Genomic DNA, 20,058 nt, shown 5'->3' on the forward strand with positions numbered 1-20,058 from the left:
TATGGCACCACAACCGGAGATTATTATAGCTGCATTTGAGCAGAGCGGTATCATCCCTGTTTTTTACCATGAAGACGTTGATGTTTGCTGTGAAGTATTACAGGCCTGTTATGATGGTGGGCTGCGGGTATTTGAATTCACCAGCAGGGGCGCTAATGCTCAGAAGAATTTCGCAAAGCTGCGGGAACTGAAGCTGGCTAAAATGCCGGACCTCTATCTGGGTATCGGTACTATTAAAAACGCTGCTGATGCGGCCACGTATACAGAGCTGGGCGCTGATTTTATCGTTTGCCCGGTTACAGATCCCGAAACCGGCGCTTATTGCCGTTCCAGACAGATACTGTGGATCCCTGGCTGTATGACTCCCACAGAAGTGTCTGTGGCGGAGAAACATCAGGCTAAGCTGGTAAAGCTGTTCCCGGGTAATGTATTGGGACCAGGCTATGTAAAGGCTATCAAGCCACTTTTTCCACAGATGAAATTTATGCCTACCGGTGGTGTAGAACCTACCCGTATCAGCATGGACGCCTGGTTTGATGCCGGTGTGGTTTGTGTGGGTATGGGCAGTAATCTGTTGTCCAAATCCATGATCGATAGTAGCGATTGGGTATCGCTAAAAGATAAAATTGTGCAAACGATTGCATTTCTCGAGCCTAAGCCGTAATTTGAAGCCAACTTATAATTTTCCAAATCAGCCGTAATGAATTCCACAACTTTAGGTAACTATCGCTGGCGTGTGTGCGCGCTTCTATTTGTTGCTACTACGATCAACTATATTGACAGGCAGGTGCTTGGTTTGCTGAAAAGTGATCTTTCAAGCGAATTCAACTGGACAGAAAAGGACTATAGTAACCTGGTCATGATCTTCTCTGCGGCTTACTCTGTCGGGTTATTATTTTTCGGGCGGTTGGTAGACAAAATGGGTTCCAAAAAAGGATACAGTATTTCCATCGTTGTGTGGAGCCTTTCTGCGATGGCGCATGCGCTGGTGCGGTCTACCATGGGCTTTGGCGTAGTACGTTCCATACTGGGCGTCAGCGAAGCGGGTAACTTCCCTGCAGCTATCAAATCCACTGCGGAATGGTTTCCCAAAAAGGAAAGGGCCCTGGCTACGGGTATATTCAACAGTGGTTCCAACATCGCTGCGGTAGTAGGTCCTGTACTGGTATACTGGCTGGCCCGCAACCACGGCTGGCGTCATGCTTTCTTATGGACCGGTGCCATCGGCTTCATCTGGCTGATATTATGGTGGGTCTATTATGAAGTGCCCGCCCGTCAGAAAAGACTGAGCAAAACAGAATTTGATCATATCCACTCTGACCAGGAAGTAGAAGAAGCGGCTCCTCAGCCGGTAAAATGGGGAAAACTGCTGGGTATCAAACAAACCTGGGCTTTTGTGTTCGGAAAGCTGCTCACAGACCCGGTTTGGTGGTTCTTCCTTTTCTGGCTGCCCGGTTACCTGGAATCTATTTTCCATGTAGACCTCAAAGCCAACCTGGGTTTACCGATCATCATCATTTATTCTGTCACCAGCTTCGGCAGCATCGGCGGAGGATGGCTTTCTTCCTATCTGATTAAAATTGGATGGCCCATTTTTAAAGCCCGTAAAGTGTCCATGCTGATATTTGCCTGCTGTGTAGTGCCTATCGTATTTATACAATATACCCACAGTCTGTGGTTCGCGGTAGCACTTATCAGTCTGGCTACTGCTGCGCACCAGGCATGGTCTGCCACCATCTTCACCACTGCTTCAGACATGTTCCCCAAAAGGGCTGTCAGCTCTGTCGTAGGCATCGGCGGCATGGCAGGTTCCATTGGTGGTACACTGTTCCCTATCGTGATCGGTAGCATGCTGGATTATTATAAAGGCCTGGAGCATATCGGTATTGGTTATAATATCCTTTTTGCGATGTGTGGTGTTGCCTACCTCCTGGCATGGATCGTGATGCATTTCTTTGCACCGAAGATGGAACAAGTGAAACTATGATGAATAGGAGGAATGCTGATATTCCTGATGAGCGAAGATTGAATTGTGATGAATGAATGGAATGATGTACATAGATTTCCAATAATCAACAATAAACCGGGCTGACCAAAAAGTAAAAATAAAGCATTTGGTCAGCCTTCTTTTTTAGGTGATAAATTTTCACTTTTTTCAAACTCAGATCTGACCTTTGATTTACTCTTAGATTAAAGCGACGGAAGTGTTGATTCATTTTGATATCACCGAAGCAACTCTCCATCTCCTGTCCCCGCCGTCGTTTAAGTAGATCTCCTTTTTCACTTTTCAGATTTTGCCAGCTCAATTGATGACACTACTTCTGCTGTTAAACGCAGGATAGTATCTGTTATATATGTATCCGTACACTGTATATATATACTGGCATTGCTTCTTTGTACCTATTATGTTCCAGATCTGCACTACCTGCCCAAAACATGCTGCCATCAGGGCCTTCACTCAAAAATAGTTCACCATAGCCTGTGCGGATTACCATATTCTCTGGCGTCATCTTTCAATTGATTTAATGAAATATTAAGAATATCAAAAGATATGATAAAGACATCGTTGTATTATTATCAATCATTGAAATTACAATAGTGATTGACACAAACTATGTAATAAAATATTGTGAAGATAACAAGATTGACCTTACCAAGTATACACAACAAAACCCTTATCCGATAGACCATAACAGCGAATACATGGTTTGTACCGGATCACGTGGAATCATCAGTGGTCAGGGCACAGCCGATTTAAGCTTCAAAGCACATGTAGAGGATACCGTTTCTTTCCGTGCTGTATCTGCTTCTGACAATCAGGATAATGCAGTGATTTTGTACAATATCATTAAGAACACGAACCAGAATATAGTGCCTAATGATGATGTATTTGACAAATTTCAATATACCCCTATAACAAGAATAGGTGCAGCAGTACCCAATCCGGATCCAAATTCAAATGGATTGCCTGCGCAACCCAAATCAGTCACCTTTTATTCGTATAAGGCAACTGTGGGTCAACCTGGAACCGAAGCATTTAGGGTAAATTTTGCGCTATATAAGTTGGATGATTCTGGAAATAATCAAACACTATATGGCTATTTCCAATGGGATCCAACCATTACGGTACCAAAACAATAACACACACGCATATCCGAAATAAAGGCGGACTAAAAAGCATATACCCGTTATATGCTTTTTAGTCCGCCTTTATTTCTATCTACTTAACTAATCTACTTAATTAATCTTCGTTCATCAGGAGCATCTGCACTTATCAGTATTCATCACAGTTGTTACAGGGATACGCCTCTTTTCCACGGAATAAAGTCATCCTGGTTCAGTTGTTCGGCTTTGGTATGTACCTCACCGCTGGCCGTTTTGATGACGTATTCGAGGATCTGTTCGCCCATTTCAGCGATGCTGTGTTCGCCGCTGATGATGGTACCGGTATTGATATCGATGATATCTTTCATGCGGGTGGCCAGTTTGGTGTTGGTGGCCAGTTTCACTACGGGAGCAATCGGGTTGCCGGTAGGAGTGCCGAGGCCGGTGGTAAACAGTACCACGTTGGCGCCGGAGCCTACTTCAGCAGAGGTGGACTCTACATCGTTGCCGGGTGTGCACAACAGGTTCAGACCTGGTTTGGTAACGTATTCCGTATAGTCGAGCACGTCAGTTACGGGGGAGGTACCACCTTTTTTGGCTGCACCGGCAGATTTGATGGCGTCAGTGATCAAACCATCTTTGATATTGCCGGGAGAGGGGTTCATGTAAAAACCGGAGCCAACAGACTGGGCCTGGTTTTCATATGCTCTCATGATGCGGATAAATTTATCAGATGTATCCTGGGTTACACAGCGGTTGATCAGTTCCTGTTCTACACCACACAACTCGGGAAACTCAGACAGGATGGAAGTACCGCCGAGTGCTACCAGCAGATCGGAAGTATGACCTACCGCAGGGTTGGCAGAGATACCGGAGAATCCGTCGGAGCCACCGCATTCCAGTCCGATAACCAGCTTGGACAGCGGGCTGGGCTGACGGGTTTGTTTGTTGACTTCTATCAGCGCCAGGAAAGTGTCTTTGATGGCCGCAGACAGCATGGCAAATTCAGAAGCACTTTTCTGCTGTTCGTATACCAGTACAGGTTTGTTGAACTGCGGATTAAGTTTTTTCAAAGACTCCTGCAGGATGGATACCTGTGCGTGCTGACATCCCAGGCTGAGGATGGTAGCACCTGCCACGTTGGAGTGATGGATATAACCTGCGAGGAGCGCGCATAAAGCGTCTGAATCCTGCCGGGTGCCACCGCAACCGCCTTCATGAGTCAGGAATTTAATACCGTCTATATTGGGAAATATAATATTACGTTTATTCGTTTCCGTTATATTGCCTGCTTCGTATTGTTTGATGGCATCCATGTCACCGCTTTTGTAAAGCGATACGAGGTCTTGTACCTGTTCGTTGTAAACCTCTGCAGGAGCGAATCCCAGCCCTTTCTCAAAAGCTGTTTTGATAACATTGACATTTCTGTTTTCGCAGAAAACCAGCGGAATTACCAGCCAGTAGTTACGGGTACCTACCTGCCCGTCTTCACGGTGATAACCCATGAAGGTGGCATTTTTCCATTTGTTGACATCCGGTGCTTCCCAGACAGAAGAGCTGTCTTTTTCATGGAATGCATTGGCATCGTGTACAATATTTTCAATAGTGATGCTTTCTCCTTTTTTCAGCGAACGGGTAGATTTGCCTACCAGTACGCCGTACATGGTAATAGGCTCGTCGCTGTTGATATCGTTGATCAGGAATTTATGTTTCGCAGAAATATTTTGCTGAAGCTGTATGTCGTGACCATTAAATGAAATATTGGTCCCGGCCGGGATATCCTGTAGGGCAACCAGCACATTATCATTCGGATGAATTTGTAAGTAAGTGTTCATAAAGGCTAAAGTAGTAAATAACGTTACCGGCTGTTAATACTATAATGTTAATCCATGATAAAATTTTGACTATTTGACAAACACGCTGTAACGTTTGATGGTAGCAAGTTACGAATGAATTATGATTTAAATGTTGTGCTTAACAGGTTAAAAAAACAGCTGTGTGAAGACTGATATTTTTTGATCGTATCCTGATATATTTTTGATGAAAAAACTATGGGAAAGGGATTACGAAAACGATTGCATAAAAAAACCTGCAGCATATTTTTTATCTTCCCCCAAACAATTGTTGTATGCGCATTCAAAAGATCTTCACGTTTTTATTGTTGATGTTATGGGTAGGTTGCCTGTATGTGACCGCGCAAGACCATAAAGCAGCACGCAATTATCTGCATGCAGCCTGGGAAAAGGCCGGTGGCAATGCGGCTTTTAATGCCACCGACAGCTGGCGGAAACAACGGTATACCGCTATTCAGGAAGCGATACAACAATTGCCGGTATCTACCCGTCAAACATTCGTGAAGGAGGCAGATAAGGCTATGAGCTTTACCTGGCCTGCATTGCCGGCGTCCTTGTATTTACAGTACCGCGATAATGGTAACCGGGTGAATTTTGAAAGTGTACAGTCGGAGCGGCGTAGAGTGCTGTCGGCGCTCGTGGTGGGAGAACTGGCAGGTGGTAATGGAAAATATATCCCGCAGATTGCAAACGGACTATGGGCTATCCTGGAGGAAAGCACCTGGGTATTACCTGCGCATATCGGTGCCCAGAAAGCCGGTACAGACCTGGCCGATCCGGCAGAACAGGTGATCGATCTGGTTGCCGGGGAAACAGCCGCTGCCCTCAGCTGGACCCAGTTCCTGCTGCGGGAACAGCTGGATAAGTATTCTCCGATGATCAACAAACGGATATCCTATGAACTGAACCGGCGTATCGTTGTGCCTTTCCTGGAGCGGAATGATTACTGGTGGATGGGATTCAATGGTAAACCAATGAACAACTGGAATATCTGGGTCAATACCAATGTGCTACAGACAGCTTTACTGGCGGTAAACGAGACGGATACACGCAATAAAGTGATTGAAAAGGCAGTACGTAGTGCCGACTTTTTTCTGAATGGTTATCCCGAAGATGGTGGTTGTGATGAAGGCCCCAGTTACTGGGGACATGCCGGTGGCAAGCTGATTGAATTCGTTAACTGGCTGAACAGTGCTTCCGGTGGTAAAGTGAGTTTCCGGGATAATGAGCTGATACATCGTATAGGCGCATATATCTACAAGATGCACATCGACAGCAGCCGGTTTGTGAACTTTGCAGATGCTTCTGCCAGCACTATTCCGCCGCCGCATACAGTATACCTCTATAGCCAGACCTTTCAGGACCCGCTGATGAAGGGATTTGCCGCTTATCTCTACCGGCTGGCCAATCGGGATACTACACGTATCAATACCGGTTCGTTGTTGTTTTTCATATATGACCTGGAGTGCCGTAATGCTTTGCTGGCTGCACAGCCGGCAGCGCCTTTTACCGGTGTGAACTGGTTGTCGGACCTGCAGGTGTTATCGCTGCGTTCGGAAGCAGGCAGTGCCAGAGGCTTGTATTTTGCGGCTAAAGGTGGTCATAATGCGGAAAGCCATAATCACAATGATATCGGCAATTTTGTATTGTATATGGATGGAAAACCCGCTATTATCGATGTGGGAGTAGGTACCTATACCAAACAAACATTCAGCAAAGACCGCTACAAGTTGTGGTATATGCAGTCACAGTGGCATAACTGTCCGACGGTGAATGGTGTTCAACAACAGGATGGGCGTATGTTTCAGGCTAAGGATGTATCCTTTAAGGATAACCGTACCAGCAAGGTGCTGAGCATGGATATTGCGGCGGCCTATCCGGAAGCTGCTATGGTAAAGGCTTTGAAGCGGACTTTCACCTTTACTCCCTCATCATCCGGTTTACAGCTGGCAGAGTCTTATGAGCTGGAAGCCTGGAAAGCACCGTACCTGCTGCATTTTATGACATCGTTGCCGGTAGATGCCGCTACTCCCGGAACGGTAGTGTTGCAAGGTAGTGAAGCCCGGCTGTTGCTGACTTATGATCCCGCTTTGTTTGAAGTAGTGGTTGACAGGCAGGCCATTGATGATACCCGGCTTTCTTCAGTATGGGGCAGTGCAGTGTCGAGGGTTACACTGAAGGCTAAAGGCCAGGCCCTACAGGCGCATTATACGATTGATTTTACGATGAAACGATAGTTGAATGGGTTTTCCGGAGCCTAGGATGTAGGATTTCTGGAAAACAATACAAAAACAGCCGAACACCCGGTGTATACGCCGGGTGTTCGGCTATTTGAAGGGAAATGTAAAAATTACTTTTAAAGAAGCCAGATTTTTTTCTTTAAATACTTTGTATTTTGCAAACGTTTGCATTACTTTTAGATACGCTGACGCCAACAGAGCGGAGGATAATTTCTCCGGGCTTATGTGCAGTGGTAGATATTTGGAAATGAAAACAGTGCGGGGGCAAACAGCTTTTGCCGTAGTCGTTTATGTACCACCATGCACAGTTGCAGCTAATTAAACGAAGTTGCAGTACGAGTAAACGTTGTGGTAGTGCCGGATCAGGTGTTGAGAGGACACAAACCACTTTTACCGTGGTCGTTTTAAGTAGCCATGCACAGCTACAGCTGATTAAACGAACTGCAGTAAGAATAGACGTTGCGATGGCACTGTATCAAGCGCCATCCGTGATGATACCAGAGAACAGGTTGGCCGGAATACAGGTCAACCGCCATATGACACTCCTGAAGGGATGTCGTGAAAACCGGTAAGGCACAACAGAGGCCTGCTGGTCAGACAGTGAACAATGCGGAAATGACTGCTATCCGGAAGAGGCAGTGCCACGTTAGTTTTTGCCGGCAAGCCACATCGCCGCCAAGAGACAGCCGTACGCCACCGTGAGACAGCTGGAATGAAACCAATGAAATCAGGGAGCCCGCACTTATTGTGCAGGGACGAGTGCTGCTGTTGCAGGAACGAATGAAAATCAACAATAACAATTACGATATGAGCACACAGTATGAATCAAGGTATGCCAGCAGTCCGGCTGAGGTGAAAGGTATGGATACCGAAGCGTTGAGAAAGGCATTCCTGATCGAAAAAATTTTTGAGGCAGACCAGATTTCCTGGGTGCATACACATTACGACCGTTACCTGACAGCCGGAGCTATGCCGGTAAAAGGGGCGATTGTTCTGCAAACGATTGATCTGCTGAAAGCCTCGTATTTCCTGGAGAGAAGAGAGCTGGGCATGATCAATGTTGGCGGCCCGGGTATGGTGGAAGTAGATGGAGAACAATTTGAAATCGGCTTCAAGGAAGCCCTCTACATTGGCAAAGGCAAACAAAACGTTGTGTTTCACAGTAAAGATGCCAGCCAGCCCGCCAAATTCTATCTCAATTCCACCCCTGCGCATCATACCTATCCTACCCGTAAAGTGTCCAAAAACGAAGCGGAAGTAGTGACCCTGGGCGCACTGGAAACATCCAATCACCGTACGATCAACAAACTGCTCGTGAACTCGGTGCTGGAGACCTGCCAGCTGCAGATGGGCATGACGGAGCTGAAAGCCGGTAGCGTCTGGAATACCATGCCGGCGCATACACATGACCGGAGAATGGAAGTATATTTTTATTTTGAAGTACCGGAAGGTCAGTCAGTATGCCATTTTATGGGACAGCCCCAGGAAACAAGGCATATCTGGATGCAGAACGAACAGGCCGTGATTTCTCCGCCCTGGTCAGTACACTCCGGTGCAGGTACCAGCAACTATACCTTTATCTGGGGCATGGCTGGTGAAAACCTGGACTATGGCGACATGGACCATTGCAAGATCAGCGAATTACGTTAAACCCGATCAACCAATTTATCATGAAAATGAAAAACATCATTGCGGGAAGTCTGCTGGGCCTGTCGGTCCTGCAAGCGGGGCTGTGTGCCGCTACGCCGGTGCAAGCTGTTGTACAGGTATCCGGGCCGGACATTTTCACGGCGCAGTCTATCCGCTCACAGATGGAGAAAGTAGCCAACTGGCAATGGCAGTTCATTCACAATAAAGGCTGGGCCAATCCGGAGACCAACTGGACCAACGGTGCCATGTATGCCGGAATGGTGGCCCTCAGCAAAATCACCGTCAATCCCTTTTATACACAACGGCTGATGCAGATAGGCCGGGACAACGACTGGAATACAGGCCCGGACCGTTTTTTCGCCGATGAATATTGTATCGGTCAAATGTATGCGCAGCTGTATACCGCTCACAAAGATCCGGTGATGATCACAAAGTTCCGCCAGCTGGCAGACAGTATTGTGGCTGCGCCGCATACAGAACCGCTGGACTGGAAAAACGGTATCCATCACCGTGAATGGGCCTGGTGTGATGCTTTGTTTATGGGTCCGCCCGCGCTGGGTTATCTCTCCACCGCTACCGGCGATCCCCGGTATCTTGAAACAGCTGATAAGCTGTGGTGGAAAACAACCGACTTTTTATTCGATAAAGCCGATAGCCTTTATTACCGCGATGCCCGTTATTTCGATCAGAAAGAAAAGAACGGTGCCAAAGTATTCTGGAGCCGCGGCAATGGCTGGGTAATGGGCGGCCTGGCCCGTCTGCTGGATAATATGCCCGCTACTTATGCCAACAGAGCCCGTTTTACAGACCTGTTTAAAAAGATGGCCTACCGCATTGCTGCGCTGCAAACAGCTGACGGCACCTGGCATGCCAGCCTCCTGGATCCTGAAAGCTATCCTGCCAAAGAAACCAGCGGTACCGGATTTTACGTATATGCACTGACGTGGGGTGTCAACAATGGTATCCTGCCGGAAAAAGATTTTATGCCGGTTATCCGTAAAGGATGGCAGGCACTGACAGACTGTGTGCAACCCAATGGGAAACTAGGCTTTGTGCAGGTAGTGGCTGCTGCTCCGGGCAAAGCTACTGCCGATGATTCGGAAGTATATGGCGTAGGTGCTTTCCTGTTAGCCGGCTCTGAGCTGATAAAATATGATCTCCGTAAAAGCAGTCCGGATGATATCACCCTCAACAATACTACCGGTCTTTACCGTGAAGACGAGATCGTTGAGATTCCTTACGATCAGTTTATTGCTAAGCTGGACAAGGAAACCCGGAAATCTTTCAAGGTGACCGATGTACTGTATGATCAGGAAATCCCTTACCAGTTGGTATATGAGGGTGGTAAAACACCGAAAAAAGTGTTGTTGCTGGTAAACATCGCGCCAGCGGCCAGCAAATATCTGGCGGTAAAAGCAGGTGCACCTGCTCCGGTTAAAGCCAGGGCCTATGGACGTTTTGTGCCGGAGCGCAAAGATGACTATGCCTGGGAAAATGACCGTATGGCTTACCGTATGTATGGCCCGGCACTGGAGAAGACACCAAAGGAAATGGCCTATGGTATTGACGTATGGGCTAAACGTACTACGGATATGGTGATAGATACCTGGTACAAACTGGATAACTATCATCATGATAATGGCCAGGGGCTGGACTATTACAGCGTAGGGCTTACCCTGGGCGCCGGTGATACGGCACCTTATGGCAAAGACACTATCTATTTTCCGAAGAACTACCGTACCTGGAAAAGACTGGACAATGGCCCGCTGCGTACCACGTTTGCACTGACTTATGATACCTGGCAGGCTGGAAATATACCCGTGTCCGTTACCAAAACCATCTCCCTGGATGCTGGTTCCCAACTGAATAAAATGCAGGTGCAGTATACCTTTAAAGGTGAACAGCTGCCTGTAGTGACCGGCATCGTGAAACGTAAAGACCCGGGCGCTGTATTGCTGGATGAAAAGAACGGTGTGATGGGCTACTGGGAACCACAGCATGGAGAAGACGGTACACTGGGCCTGGGATGTGTTTTCCCGGTGGCCGTACCTGGTATGAAAACAGATAATGTGCATTTGCTGAGTCCTGGTACCGCCAATAGTCAGCATCCCTACGTATATTATACCGGTGCTGCCTGGAACAAGGGTGGCCGGATCACTTCCGCCACGGAGTGGTTTAATTATCTGGAGGCTTTTGCACAAAAAATCAAGGAACCGATTAAAGTAACGATACAATAACTCATATGGACCTGTTTCAACTGAAAGGAAAAACAGCGCTGGTAACCGGCTGCAAGCGGGGCATTGGCAAGGCAATGGCGGTAGCACTGGCATCTGCCGGCGCAGATATCATTGGAGTATCTGCCTCGCTGGAACTGAGCGGGAGTGAGGTGGAAAAAGAAGTGACCGCGCTGGGCCGCAGCTTTAAAGCTTACCAGTGTGATTTTTCCGACCGTGCATCACTGTATGCCTTTATTGGCAAAGTACAGCAGGAAGTAAAGCAGATAGACATCCTGGTAAACAATGCCGGTACCATTCTGCGCAAACCCGCAGCAGAACATCCTGACGAATACTGGGATGAGGTGATCAACACCAACCTGAATGCTCAGTTTATCCTTACCCGTGAAATCGGAAAAGGCATGATTGAAAGAGGCGCCGGAAAGATTATCTTTACAGCCTCGTTGCTCACCTTCCAGGGTGGGATCAACGTACCGGGATATGCCGCCAGCAAAGGCGCTGTAGGCTCGCTGGTAAAAGCATTCGCCAACGAATGGGCCAGCAGGGGAGTGAATGTGAATGCTATCGCACCCGGTTATATCGCCACGGATAATACTGCCGCCCTGAGGGCAGATGAAAAACGCAGCAGCTCCATTCTGGACAGAATACCGGCAGGACGCTGGGGAGAACCGGAAGATTTTGCAGGCCCCGTTATATTCCTGGCTTCAAGGGCTTCAGATTATGTACACGGCACCATACTCACCGTAGATGGCGGCTGGATGGGCAGATAATGAGAACTTTTACAGTTAATGGCTAATACATGAGCAAACGCACAGAAAAAACAATCGTTGATATTGCAGAAGAACTGAAATTATCGGTATCTACTGTATCACGCGCACTGAACGACAATCCTAACATCAGCGCACGTACGAAAGACAGGGTTAAAAAAATGGCCCGTAAGCTGGGCTACCGTCCCAATGCGCTGGCTGCCGGCTTGCGCAACAATAAAAGCAAGACCATCGGATTGATCGTTCCGCGTATCTCCATGTTTTTTCCAGCCACTATCAGTACCATTATCCAGAATAAATTACAGGAACATGGCTACAACCTGATCATCTGCCAGTCCAACGACTCCTATGATCAGGAAGTAACCCTGGTCAATACCCTGTACTCTGCCCGTGTAGATGGCCTGGTGGTAAGCACTACCCTGTATACCACCGACTTCTCCCACTTCGATATCTTCAAAGACAATAACATACCGCTGGTATTTTTTGACCGGGTACCCAAAGATTATAATGTGAAGGTGATCAAGGGAGATGACTACCTGGGCGGATTTACAGCCACCAGTCACCTGATTGAAAGAGGATGCCGGGATATCGTGCATATCTCCGGACCGCTGAGTTGTAACCTTTACCTCGAAAGGGTAGCGGGCTATAAAAATGCATTGCAGCAACATAAACTGCCTTTCAAAAAAACAAGGATTTTCTATCAGGAGCTTACCCGTGATAACGCCTGGCAGACCTGCGAGAAAATTTTTGCACAGAAACCTTATCCTGATGGGATTTTCGCTTCCAACGATACCACGGCCATCACGACTATGGAATATTGCCGGAAACACAATATCAGAGTGCCGGAAGACCTGAAGATCGTAGGATATTCCAACGACCCGCGAACCGAAATCGTAACACCGCCCGTTACCAGTATAGACCAGTATCCTGCCATGATGGGCGAAAGAGTAGTGGCTGCCCTGATGGAACTTATTACCAGCAAACAAACAGGAGCTCCCCGTTATTCACAGGAAATTATACCTATTCAACTGATAGCAAGGGAATCCAGTGCCGGCAGCACCAAAGCCGTCACGAAAAAAAAATGATACAACCTATAACTAACTTTTTATGAAAAAGAATCTGTTCTTTACCCTGCTGATGTTGCCGGCGATGTTTATGCAATCGTATGCACAATCTGGTAAAGCCAACCAGGAATTGCTTCGTAAAGCGGATGAAACATTACAGTTTGCCGCCAGACAATATAAGGGGATGATGACCCATGTGCCGGACAGTGTAATGCCCCGCAGCACCAATAAAGATGGTAGTCTGATGACTTCCAACTCCACCTGGTGGACATCCGGTTTTTATCCCGGCACCACCTGGTACCTGTACGAATACACGAAAGATCCTGCCTTTAAAGCAGAAGCTATCAAACGTATGCAGCTCTGCAAAAAAGAACAGTACAACACCCGTACCCACGACCTCGGGTTTATGATGTATTGTCCCTTTGGCAATGCCCTGCGTATCACTGGTGATACCGCTTACAAACGTATCCTGATCACCAGCGCCAACTCCCTGGCCACCCGCTTTAATTCTACAGTAGGCTGTATCAAGTCATGGGACCATGGCACCTGGAAGTTTCCGGTAATCATTGACAACATGATGAATCTGGAACTCCTGAACTGGGCCAGCCGTGAAACCCGTGATCCCCGTTATGCCATGATTGCACGTACCCACGCCAATACCACTATGGAACACCATTTCCGTCCGGATTACAGCTCTTATCATGTGATCGACTATGATCCCGCTACCGGTGATGTTTTCCAGAAGAAAACACACCAGGGCTTTGCCGACAGCTCTGCCTGGTCACGCGGACAAGCATGGGGACTGTACGGTTACATCGTGATGTACCGTGATACCAAAGACAAATCTTACCTCAACGAGGCGCGTCATATTGCGGAATACATCCTCAACAATCCGCATATGCCGGCAGACCTGATTCCTTACTGGGACTACAACGCACCGGATATCCCCAATGCCTTGAGGGATGTTTCTGCCGGCGCTGTTGCGGCTTCTGCACTCCTGGAGCTAAGCCGCTATACCAATAAAACGGAAGGCAAACGTTACTGGAACGCCGCAGAGAAAATGCTGACAAGCCTCTGCAGCCCTGCTTATCTGGCTAAAGAAGGGGAAAACAATCAGTTTATCCTGATGCATAGCGTAGGCTCCCTGCCTCATAAATCTGAAGTAGACGTTCCTTTGACCTACGCGGATTATTATTTTGTGGAAGCGCTCCTGCGGTATAAACAATGGGCTAAATAACTGATATCTTGAACAGACGTTTTTTTCTGAAAGCAGTCCCGATGGCCGGCATCGCTGGTTCCCTGAAAACGGATAAAAATATACTGGCGGATATAGCCGGCCCTGCGCCGGCCAGCGACCGTCAGTATAACCTGGATCTGTTACTTCGTATATGCGATCCCGTAATAAGCAGTCTTGCTAAAGGACAACTCAAGGCTACCATGCCTACGGCCGTAGCTCCGCATTACGGCAAGCCAGTCGACAAGGTCACCTACCTGGAGGCATTCGGCAGAACATTGGCGGGGCTGGCTCCCTGGCTGGAGCTGGGACCTGACAATACGATGGAAGGCAGCCGCCGTATCCTGATGCAGGAGAAAACGCTGAAAGCCATCGCGATGGCGGTAGATTCGGCATCACCGGATTTTATGAACTTCACCAATAAGTTTGATCCGCAACCGCTGGTAGACGGGGCTTTTATGGCGCATGGACTGTTGCGGGCTCCGGAGCAGCTGTGGAAGCCACTCTCCGACACCACCAAACAACAGGTAATAGAAGCCTTTAAAAGTCTGCGGAGCATCAAAACATTCAGCACCAATAACTGGGTGCTGTTTGCAGCCATGATTGAAGTGGCGCTGCTGCAGTTCAATGGGGGCTGGGACCGCAAACCGGTGGACTTTGCCATTGAGAAAATACTGGAATGGTATAAGGGAGACAGCATGTACGGTGATGGTACTCATTTCCATTATGACTATTACAATTCCTTTGTTATACAGCCTATGCTGGTAGATGTGTTGAAAGTGCTGACGGATCACCAGGAAGGTAATAAAGAACAATATGAGCTGGCGCTGAAGCGTATGCAGCGTTATGGTGTAATATTGGAGCGGCAGATATCGCCGGAAGGTACTTTTCCGGTAGTGGGCCGCTCGATGCCATACCGGAACGCAGCTTTTCAGGCGCTTGCACAGCTGGCACTACAGGAAAAACTGCCGGCAGAACTAACACCGGCACAGGTGCGTTGTGCACTAACGGTAGTGAATAAACGAATTTTTGATACACCAGGTACCTTCGATAAAAAGGGCTGGCTGCAGATAGGCTTCTGTGGCTATCAGCCGGAGATAGCGGATGTATACACTTCTACAGGTAGTCTCTATTTATGTACTACCGGTTTTCTGGACCTGGGCCTGCCGGCGCATCACCCTTACTGGTCTTCACCGGCAGTTGAATGGACAGCACAGAAAGCATGGAAAGGTAAAACTGTTTATAAAGATCATTCACTGGATTGAGCAGCTGAATAATTGCGATAATAAAAGAGCGGGAGAAGCATCATGCTTCTCCCGCTCTTTTTATGTGAAATAGAAATAATGCTATTGCTCCGGAAACAATCGTACGGTATCCTTGCCATCTGGTGTCAGCCATTTTTCGTAGACTATTCTAACCGGTTCATATTGCTGAGAGGCCAGGAACTGCTGCATCCGGTGGTTATTGCTAAGGGTATAACGTACGATCCTACGGATGCCTTTACGGATGTAAAGGGCTTCCAGTGCATCGTTGAGCTGACGGTAGATGCCCATTCTGCGGAAGGCGGGGGCTACGTATCCATCGGACACATAAAGTGTATTACCGGTATAGTCTTCAATGCGGCTTTCGTCGGGTTCTTCCACATAGGCGAAGATAAACCCTGCCGGTTCGTTGTCTTTGGTGGCCAACAGGCAGGTGCCATCGTATTCTTCCTGTGTGGAGATCACATGTTGCATGTAATCGGCCCGGATGTTTTCCCAGGCGGCTGTTTTACGAAAGAAGTCCAGTTCAGAAAGATGCAGTTCTTTCATCATGGCAGCCAGCAGTTCATAATGATCTCTGATACGTATAGGCGTAATCGTTACCATGTGTTATTCCGGTTTGATAGGGCTACCGGTCCAGTCGGTACCGGGTTGCAGTTTTTCTCCTTTCATAACGAGCGACAGTGGTGTAATGTTGACATCGTCGCCTATTTCGCTATCGTAGAGGATAATGGTGCGGGCACCGATGCTGCAGCGTTCGCCGATTTTGATGGCGCCTATTTTCATCACTCTGTCTTCAAACAGGTGGGTTTGCGGGCCACTGTCTTCATTGAGTGCGGAGTCGTGGCCTATTTCCACCATATCAAATTCGGTGATATCGGTGGTGTTGAGCCATACGCGGTAACCGGCTTTAACGCCCAGCATCCGCAGTAATACGGGCAGCCAGGGGGTACCCCGCAGGAAGTCGAGCAGGAAAGGTACCGACAGTGCTTCGTAGGTGGAAGTGGTGCCTTCGCTGCGCCATACTTTGGATGTCCACATCGGGCTTTGTATAGAACGGTACTGGCCGGTGAGCACCCACTTCATGACAACCGTGAAGAAGAATGCGGGCAGTCCGAGGAAAAACAGGTAATAGAAGGGGAATCCCAGCAGTACCTGCCACCAGGCTCTTTCTGTGACCAGATCATGTGCATAGGCAATGAAGAGGATACTGCAGCATATCACGATGGTTTCGGGGATGAGGATACGTATAAATTCCATGAATCCTCTGGCCATTTTCCTTTGCGGGGAAGGGTTGGTGGTCAGTTCCGGCGGAAAGAAACGGCTTTCCTGGCGGCGCGGGAGGGCGATCGCAGGGGAGCCGAACCAGTCGCGGGCGGTGCTGTTGGCCATCTGCTCTTTGGTAGGCGGGATAGAGAGTACCCCGATGAGCATATTGGGTGGCAGTTCGTATCCCTGTGGAATGAGGGCGCTGTTGCCTACGAAGCTGGTATCGTGTATAACTGTTTTTTCGAGTATCAGTCTTTGTGCACGGATATCGGACTCTCCCAGTGTTACCGCATCTGCAATGAAGGCACCATTGCCTATTTCAAGCAGGGGATGGGTAACGCTGCTGGCAGTGGATACCTCTGTATTTTTCCCGATGCGGGCTCCCAGTGCGCGGAACAGGCTGGAGATATATACCGTGGCAAAGATGGGATGTATCACGATCAGTGTCAGCGACATCAGTTGGTCGGCAAACCATTTACGCACATAGAACAGGCTGTAAATGGGATAGGTGCCGGGTTTGATGCCCCACTGTAACAGGCGGCTCAGCAGAACTGTCTGCGCGGTGAACAGGATGATATAACTCAGGGCCAGTGACGGCGTGATGATCATGTAGTTGAAGTTATAATCCGGAGCGGCGTTATCCAGCTGGTTGAGCGTGATGATGGTAGGCAGCAGAGGCAGCAGGATAGTAAAGGGGAATACCAGCAGGAACAGTGAGAAGATCAGGCTGTATTTTCTGCGGGTGGTAGCGGATACCGGCAGTGGTTGCGGCAGTTCGCTGATTTCCTTTTTTACTTTGAGTTGTGCGGGGCTACCATGCCATACTTCGCCGGAGGTGATGCGGCTGTTGGCCGGCAGGTAGCTCAGGTCCTGCAGTTCGCTCCAGGGTTCCATTACGGTATCACCGGCAATAACGGCGCTGCTGCCGATATAGGCATGATCGCCGAGGTGTACGGCGCGTAATTTGAGCCATCCGTCTTCCACAAAAGCGTTGTTGATGACTGCCTGTGAGCTGATGCTCACATCGCTGCCGATGGTGACCAGGTCTTCGGCGCCGATGGTAACAGCACCGAGTTGTGCATCGGAGGCTATGTTCACGCCCAGGAGACGGAGGTATGCCGGATAAAGTGGTGTGCCGTTGAGGAACTGTGAAGGCATGAGCCGTTGCATGGTTTTCACCAGCCACCAGCGGAAATAATATTGTCCCCACAGTGGGTAGTCGCCTGCTTTCATTTTGCCGATGACCAACCATTTGATGGTAATGATCAGGGCAGAGAAGATAGGCGGGAGCAGGCAGAACATACACAGTGCGGTGATGATGGCATATCCCAGGTTGCTGGTTTCCTGTTCCACATAGTAGTAACCCAGATAAGGCAGGAATATCTGCATGGCAAAGAGTCCAAATATCAGCAGCAGGGATACTGTTTGTGCTGACCAGCAGAGCAGGTGCCGCCACCAGGGCACTTTGTTGAAGCTGCGTTCTTTCTTTTTACCGCTTTGTGGCTGTGCACTCCAGGTGTCTACGAGTGATTGCAGCGGGCGGTGGATATAGATGTCTTTCAGTGAAGCCTGTGGTACATTGGCTTCCCGGCGCAGGCGGGAAACAAAAGCAGCGGCGAGCAGGGAGTGCCCACCCAGGTCGGTAAAGAAATCCTGTTGCAGGTTGATGTTCCTGTCGGGGAACACTTTGGTGAGGATGGCCAATACTCTGTCCTGCATCGGCGCGTCGGCATCGATGGCTTCATGCGTAACGGGCTGGGCAAAGGCAGGGGGCAGCGGCAGTGCCTTACGATTTATTTTTCCGCTGGGCAGCCGGGGCATGTCATCCAGTTCGAGGATGGTGCCGGGTACCATGTAGGGTGGCAGCACTTTGGCCAGTTCTGCCCGGAAGTGCCCTTCATCAAATGACTGGACATCATCCATTACTACATATCCTACCAGCTGGTCCTGTTCGTTGTTATCTTTTTTAACGGCCACGGCGGCGGCTACTACGCCGGCGATGGCGTTGAGCCTGTTTTCTATTTCACCCAGTTCTATGCGGTAGCCGCGTAATTTGATCTGGTCATCGAGGCGGCCCTGGAAGTCGATGTTGCCATCGGGGAGGATGATGGCGGCGTCGCCGGTACGGTATACCATGTCTCCGGGGAGCATGTCCATGGAGGCGGGTTTGGGCACGAACTTTTCGGCGGTCAGTTCGGGCCGGTCTATATAACCGTAGCCTACGCCGGGGCCGGTGATCACCAGCTCACCACGTTCTCCGAGAGGGAGTATGTTTAGCTTGTCGTCAACCACTGCCATATTGTAGTTGGGCAGCGGATGACCGATAGTGATGGGATCTCCTGGTTTGAGTGCGGCGAAGGTGGCGCTCACTGTTGTCTCCGTAGGGCCGTAACTGTTATAAAAGAGACGGGGAGGTGCGCCCCACCGGGCCAGTACCTGTGGGGTACAGGCCTCTCCTCCGGCATTGATCAGGCGGAGGGTGGGTATATCATCTTCCATAACGGCCAGCAGACTGGGTACGGCATGGAGGATGGTAATTTCTTCCTGGCGCAGGGTAGAAGCCAGTTCATCGATGGCTTTGGCGGTAGTAGTATCCGCCACCCAGAGGGTGGCCCCTGCAAAGTAACTAACCCAGGTTTCTTCGCACCACATATCGAAGGATACGGAGAAGCCCTGGTATACTTTATCGTGGGAGTTGATTTTGAGAACGGTTTGTTCTGCCCTTATCAGGTGGCATATCTGCTGGTGGGTGATAGGGATGCCTTTGGGCTTCCCGGTACTACCGGAGGTATACAGCACATAAGCAATGTTTTCAGGGGAAGGGCCGGTGGAGAGGTTGAACTGCTCTGTGATATCAGGTACCGGTGGTACGGAGAGAATAGCAGCGTCGAGGTGCAGCGATTCCTCACTAAAGCAGGCGGCGGCCTTTACTTCTGTGAGTACGCCTTCTACCCTTTCCGCCGGCATTTCACGGTCAAGCGGAACATAGGCTGCCCCGGCTTTTACAATACCCAGGATGGCTGCATGCAGTTCCAGTCCCCGTGGCCACCATACGCCTACCACACTGCCGGGCCCAATACCTCGTGCTTGCAGCATCGCTGCTACAGCGTCACTCCAGTGGTCCATTTCGGCGTAAGTGAGGGATTGGTGCTGGAATATCAGCGCGGTATGATGTGCATGCTCTTTGGCTGCAAATCTGAAAATATCCGCCAGGGTTTCCTGATGTATTAATTCCTTTAGCTGGGGCCCTTTTACTATACTATAACCATTCATAATTTTGCTTCCCGTAGTATTCATTAGTCTTGGTATTAACAAAGTTACAGGGTACAGTGATAGGTCGTAATTATAATTCCCTTAAAAATAAGTTATTATGGGCGAAT

13 protein-coding genes are annotated in these 20,058 nt (G+C 48.9%); 10 read left to right on the plus strand and 3 right to left on the minus strand.

The window, feature by feature from the left end; all coding sequences use genetic code 11:
* The first annotated feature begins 1 nt into the window (after window position 1).
* From KD145_RS24495 to KD145_RS24505, 3 genes are all read left to right on the plus strand, one after another.
* Window positions 2-664, plus strand: a complete 663-nt coding sequence (locus KD145_RS24495; RefSeq protein ID WP_212002462.1) for a bifunctional 4-hydroxy-2-oxoglutarate aldolase/2-dehydro-3-deoxy-phosphogluconate aldolase — start codon at window positions 2-4, stop codon at window positions 662-664.
* Between the two features lie 36 nt (window positions 665-700).
* Window positions 701-1,987, plus strand: a complete 1,287-nt coding sequence (locus KD145_RS24500; protein WP_212002463.1) for an MFS transporter — start codon at window positions 701-703, stop codon at window positions 1,985-1,987.
* A gap of 602 nt (window positions 1,988-2,589) precedes the next feature.
* Window positions 2,590-3,141: an inclusion body family protein gene (locus tag KD145_RS24505; protein ID WP_256441321.1), complete on the plus strand. Its 552-nt coding sequence runs from the start codon at window positions 2,590-2,592 to the stop codon at window positions 3,139-3,141.
* A 152-nt stretch (window positions 3,142-3,293) separates the two neighbouring features.
* Here the strand turns inward: KD145_RS24505 and KD145_RS24510 are convergent, their stop codons facing one another.
* Complete coding sequence (locus tag KD145_RS24510; protein WP_212002465.1) at window positions 3,294-4,940, minus strand: UxaA family hydrolase; 1,647 nt, start codon at window positions 4,938-4,940, stop codon at window positions 3,294-3,296.
* A 293-nt stretch (window positions 4,941-5,233) separates the two neighbouring features.
* On the opposite strand from KD145_RS24510, the gene KD145_RS24515 reads away from it, so the two are divergent.
* The 7 genes from KD145_RS24515 to KD145_RS24545 all read left to right on the plus strand — a co-directional run bounded on the left by KD145_RS24515 (window position 5,234) and on the right by KD145_RS24545 (window position 15,412).
* Window positions 5,234-7,195 carry a heparinase II/III family protein gene (locus KD145_RS24515; RefSeq protein WP_212002466.1) on the plus strand — a complete coding sequence of 654 codons (1,962 nt, stop codon included), beginning with the start codon at window positions 5,234-5,236 and terminating at the stop codon, window positions 7,193-7,195.
* Between the two features lie 810 nt (window positions 7,196-8,005).
* On the plus strand, window positions 8,006-8,848 hold the full coding sequence (kduI, locus tag KD145_RS24520) for a 5-dehydro-4-deoxy-D-glucuronate isomerase (RefSeq protein WP_212002467.1): 843 nt from the start codon (window positions 8,006-8,008) through the stop codon (window positions 8,846-8,848).
* A 20-nt stretch (window positions 8,849-8,868) separates the two neighbouring features.
* Window positions 8,869-11,085, plus strand: coding sequence for a DUF4861 family protein (locus KD145_RS24525; RefSeq protein WP_212002468.1), 2,217 nt, complete (start codon window positions 8,869-8,871; stop codon window positions 11,083-11,085).
* Between the two features lie 5 nt (window positions 11,086-11,090).
* Window positions 11,091-11,852: a 2-dehydro-3-deoxy-D-gluconate 5-dehydrogenase KduD gene (gene kduD, locus KD145_RS24530; RefSeq protein ID WP_212002469.1), complete on the plus strand. Its 762-nt coding sequence runs from the start codon at window positions 11,091-11,093 to the stop codon at window positions 11,850-11,852.
* 29 nt (window positions 11,853-11,881) lie between these two features.
* The gene (locus KD145_RS24535) at window positions 11,882-12,934 is read left to right on the plus strand and encodes a LacI family DNA-binding transcriptional regulator (RefSeq protein WP_212002470.1); all 1,053 of its coding nucleotides are present in this window, start codon (window positions 11,882-11,884) and stop codon (window positions 12,932-12,934) included.
* Window positions 12,935-12,956: 22 nt separating this feature from the next.
* Complete coding sequence (locus KD145_RS24540) at window positions 12,957-14,150, plus strand: glycoside hydrolase family 88 protein (RefSeq protein ID WP_212002471.1); 1,194 nt, start codon at window positions 12,957-12,959, stop codon at window positions 14,148-14,150.
* An 8-nt stretch (window positions 14,151-14,158) separates the two neighbouring features.
* Window positions 14,159-15,412: a DUF2264 domain-containing protein gene (locus KD145_RS24545; RefSeq protein ID WP_212002472.1), complete on the plus strand. Its 1,254-nt coding sequence runs from the start codon at window positions 14,159-14,161 to the stop codon at window positions 15,410-15,412.
* 81 nt (window positions 15,413-15,493) lie between these two features.
* On the opposite strand, the gene KD145_RS24550 is transcribed toward KD145_RS24545, so the two are convergent.
* Together KD145_RS24550 and KD145_RS24555 are read right to left on the minus strand one after the other, a co-directional pair.
* Entirely contained in the window at window positions 15,494-16,015 is a 522-nt protein-coding gene (locus tag KD145_RS24550) for a GNAT family N-acetyltransferase (protein ID WP_212002473.1), read from the minus strand.
* Window positions 16,016-16,018: 3 nt separating this feature from the next.
* The gene (locus tag KD145_RS24555; protein ID WP_212002474.1) at window positions 16,019-19,975 is read right to left on the minus strand and encodes a Pls/PosA family non-ribosomal peptide synthetase; all 3,957 of its coding nucleotides are present in this window, start codon (window positions 19,973-19,975) and stop codon (window positions 16,019-16,021) included.
* Between the last annotated feature and the right edge of the window lie 83 nt (window positions 19,976-20,058).

Origin of the sequence: Chitinophaga sp. HK235 (genome assembly GCF_018255755.1) — a bacterium.
Taxonomy (GTDB): domain Bacteria; phylum Bacteroidota; class Bacteroidia; order Chitinophagales; family Chitinophagaceae; genus Chitinophaga.

Bases quoted from the DNA above. Each gene is read 5' to 3' on its own strand.
- KD145_RS24495 (WP_212002462.1), top strand. From the start codon at position 2: ATGGCACCACAACCGGAGATTATTATAGCTGCATTTGAGCAGAGCGGT.
- KD145_RS24555 (WP_212002474.1), bottom strand. From the start codon at position 19,975: ATGAATACTACGGGAAGCAAAATTATGAATGGTTATAGTATAGTAAAA.
- KD145_RS24500 (WP_212002463.1), top strand. From the start codon at position 701: ATGAATTCCACAACTTTAGGTAACTATCGCTGGCGTGTGTGCGCGCTT.
- kduD (WP_212002469.1), top strand. From the start codon at position 11,091: ATGGACCTGTTTCAACTGAAAGGAAAAACAGCGCTGGTAACCGGCTGC.
- KD145_RS24535 (WP_212002470.1), top strand. From the start codon at position 11,882: ATGAGCAAACGCACAGAAAAAACAATCGTTGATATTGCAGAAGAACTG.
- KD145_RS24510 (WP_212002465.1), bottom strand. From the start codon at position 4,940: ATGAACACTTACTTACAAATTCATCCGAATGATAATGTGCTGGTTGCC.
- kduI (WP_212002467.1), top strand. From the start codon at position 8,006: ATGAGCACACAGTATGAATCAAGGTATGCCAGCAGTCCGGCTGAGGTG.
- KD145_RS24525 (WP_212002468.1), top strand. From the start codon at position 8,869: ATGAAAATGAAAAACATCATTGCGGGAAGTCTGCTGGGCCTGTCGGTC.
- KD145_RS24515 (WP_212002466.1), top strand. From the start codon at position 5,234: ATGCGCATTCAAAAGATCTTCACGTTTTTATTGTTGATGTTATGGGTA.
- KD145_RS24540 (WP_212002471.1), top strand. From the start codon at position 12,957: ATGAAAAAGAATCTGTTCTTTACCCTGCTGATGTTGCCGGCGATGTTT.
- KD145_RS24550 (WP_212002473.1), bottom strand. From the start codon at position 16,015: ATGGTAACGATTACGCCTATACGTATCAGAGATCATTATGAACTGCTG.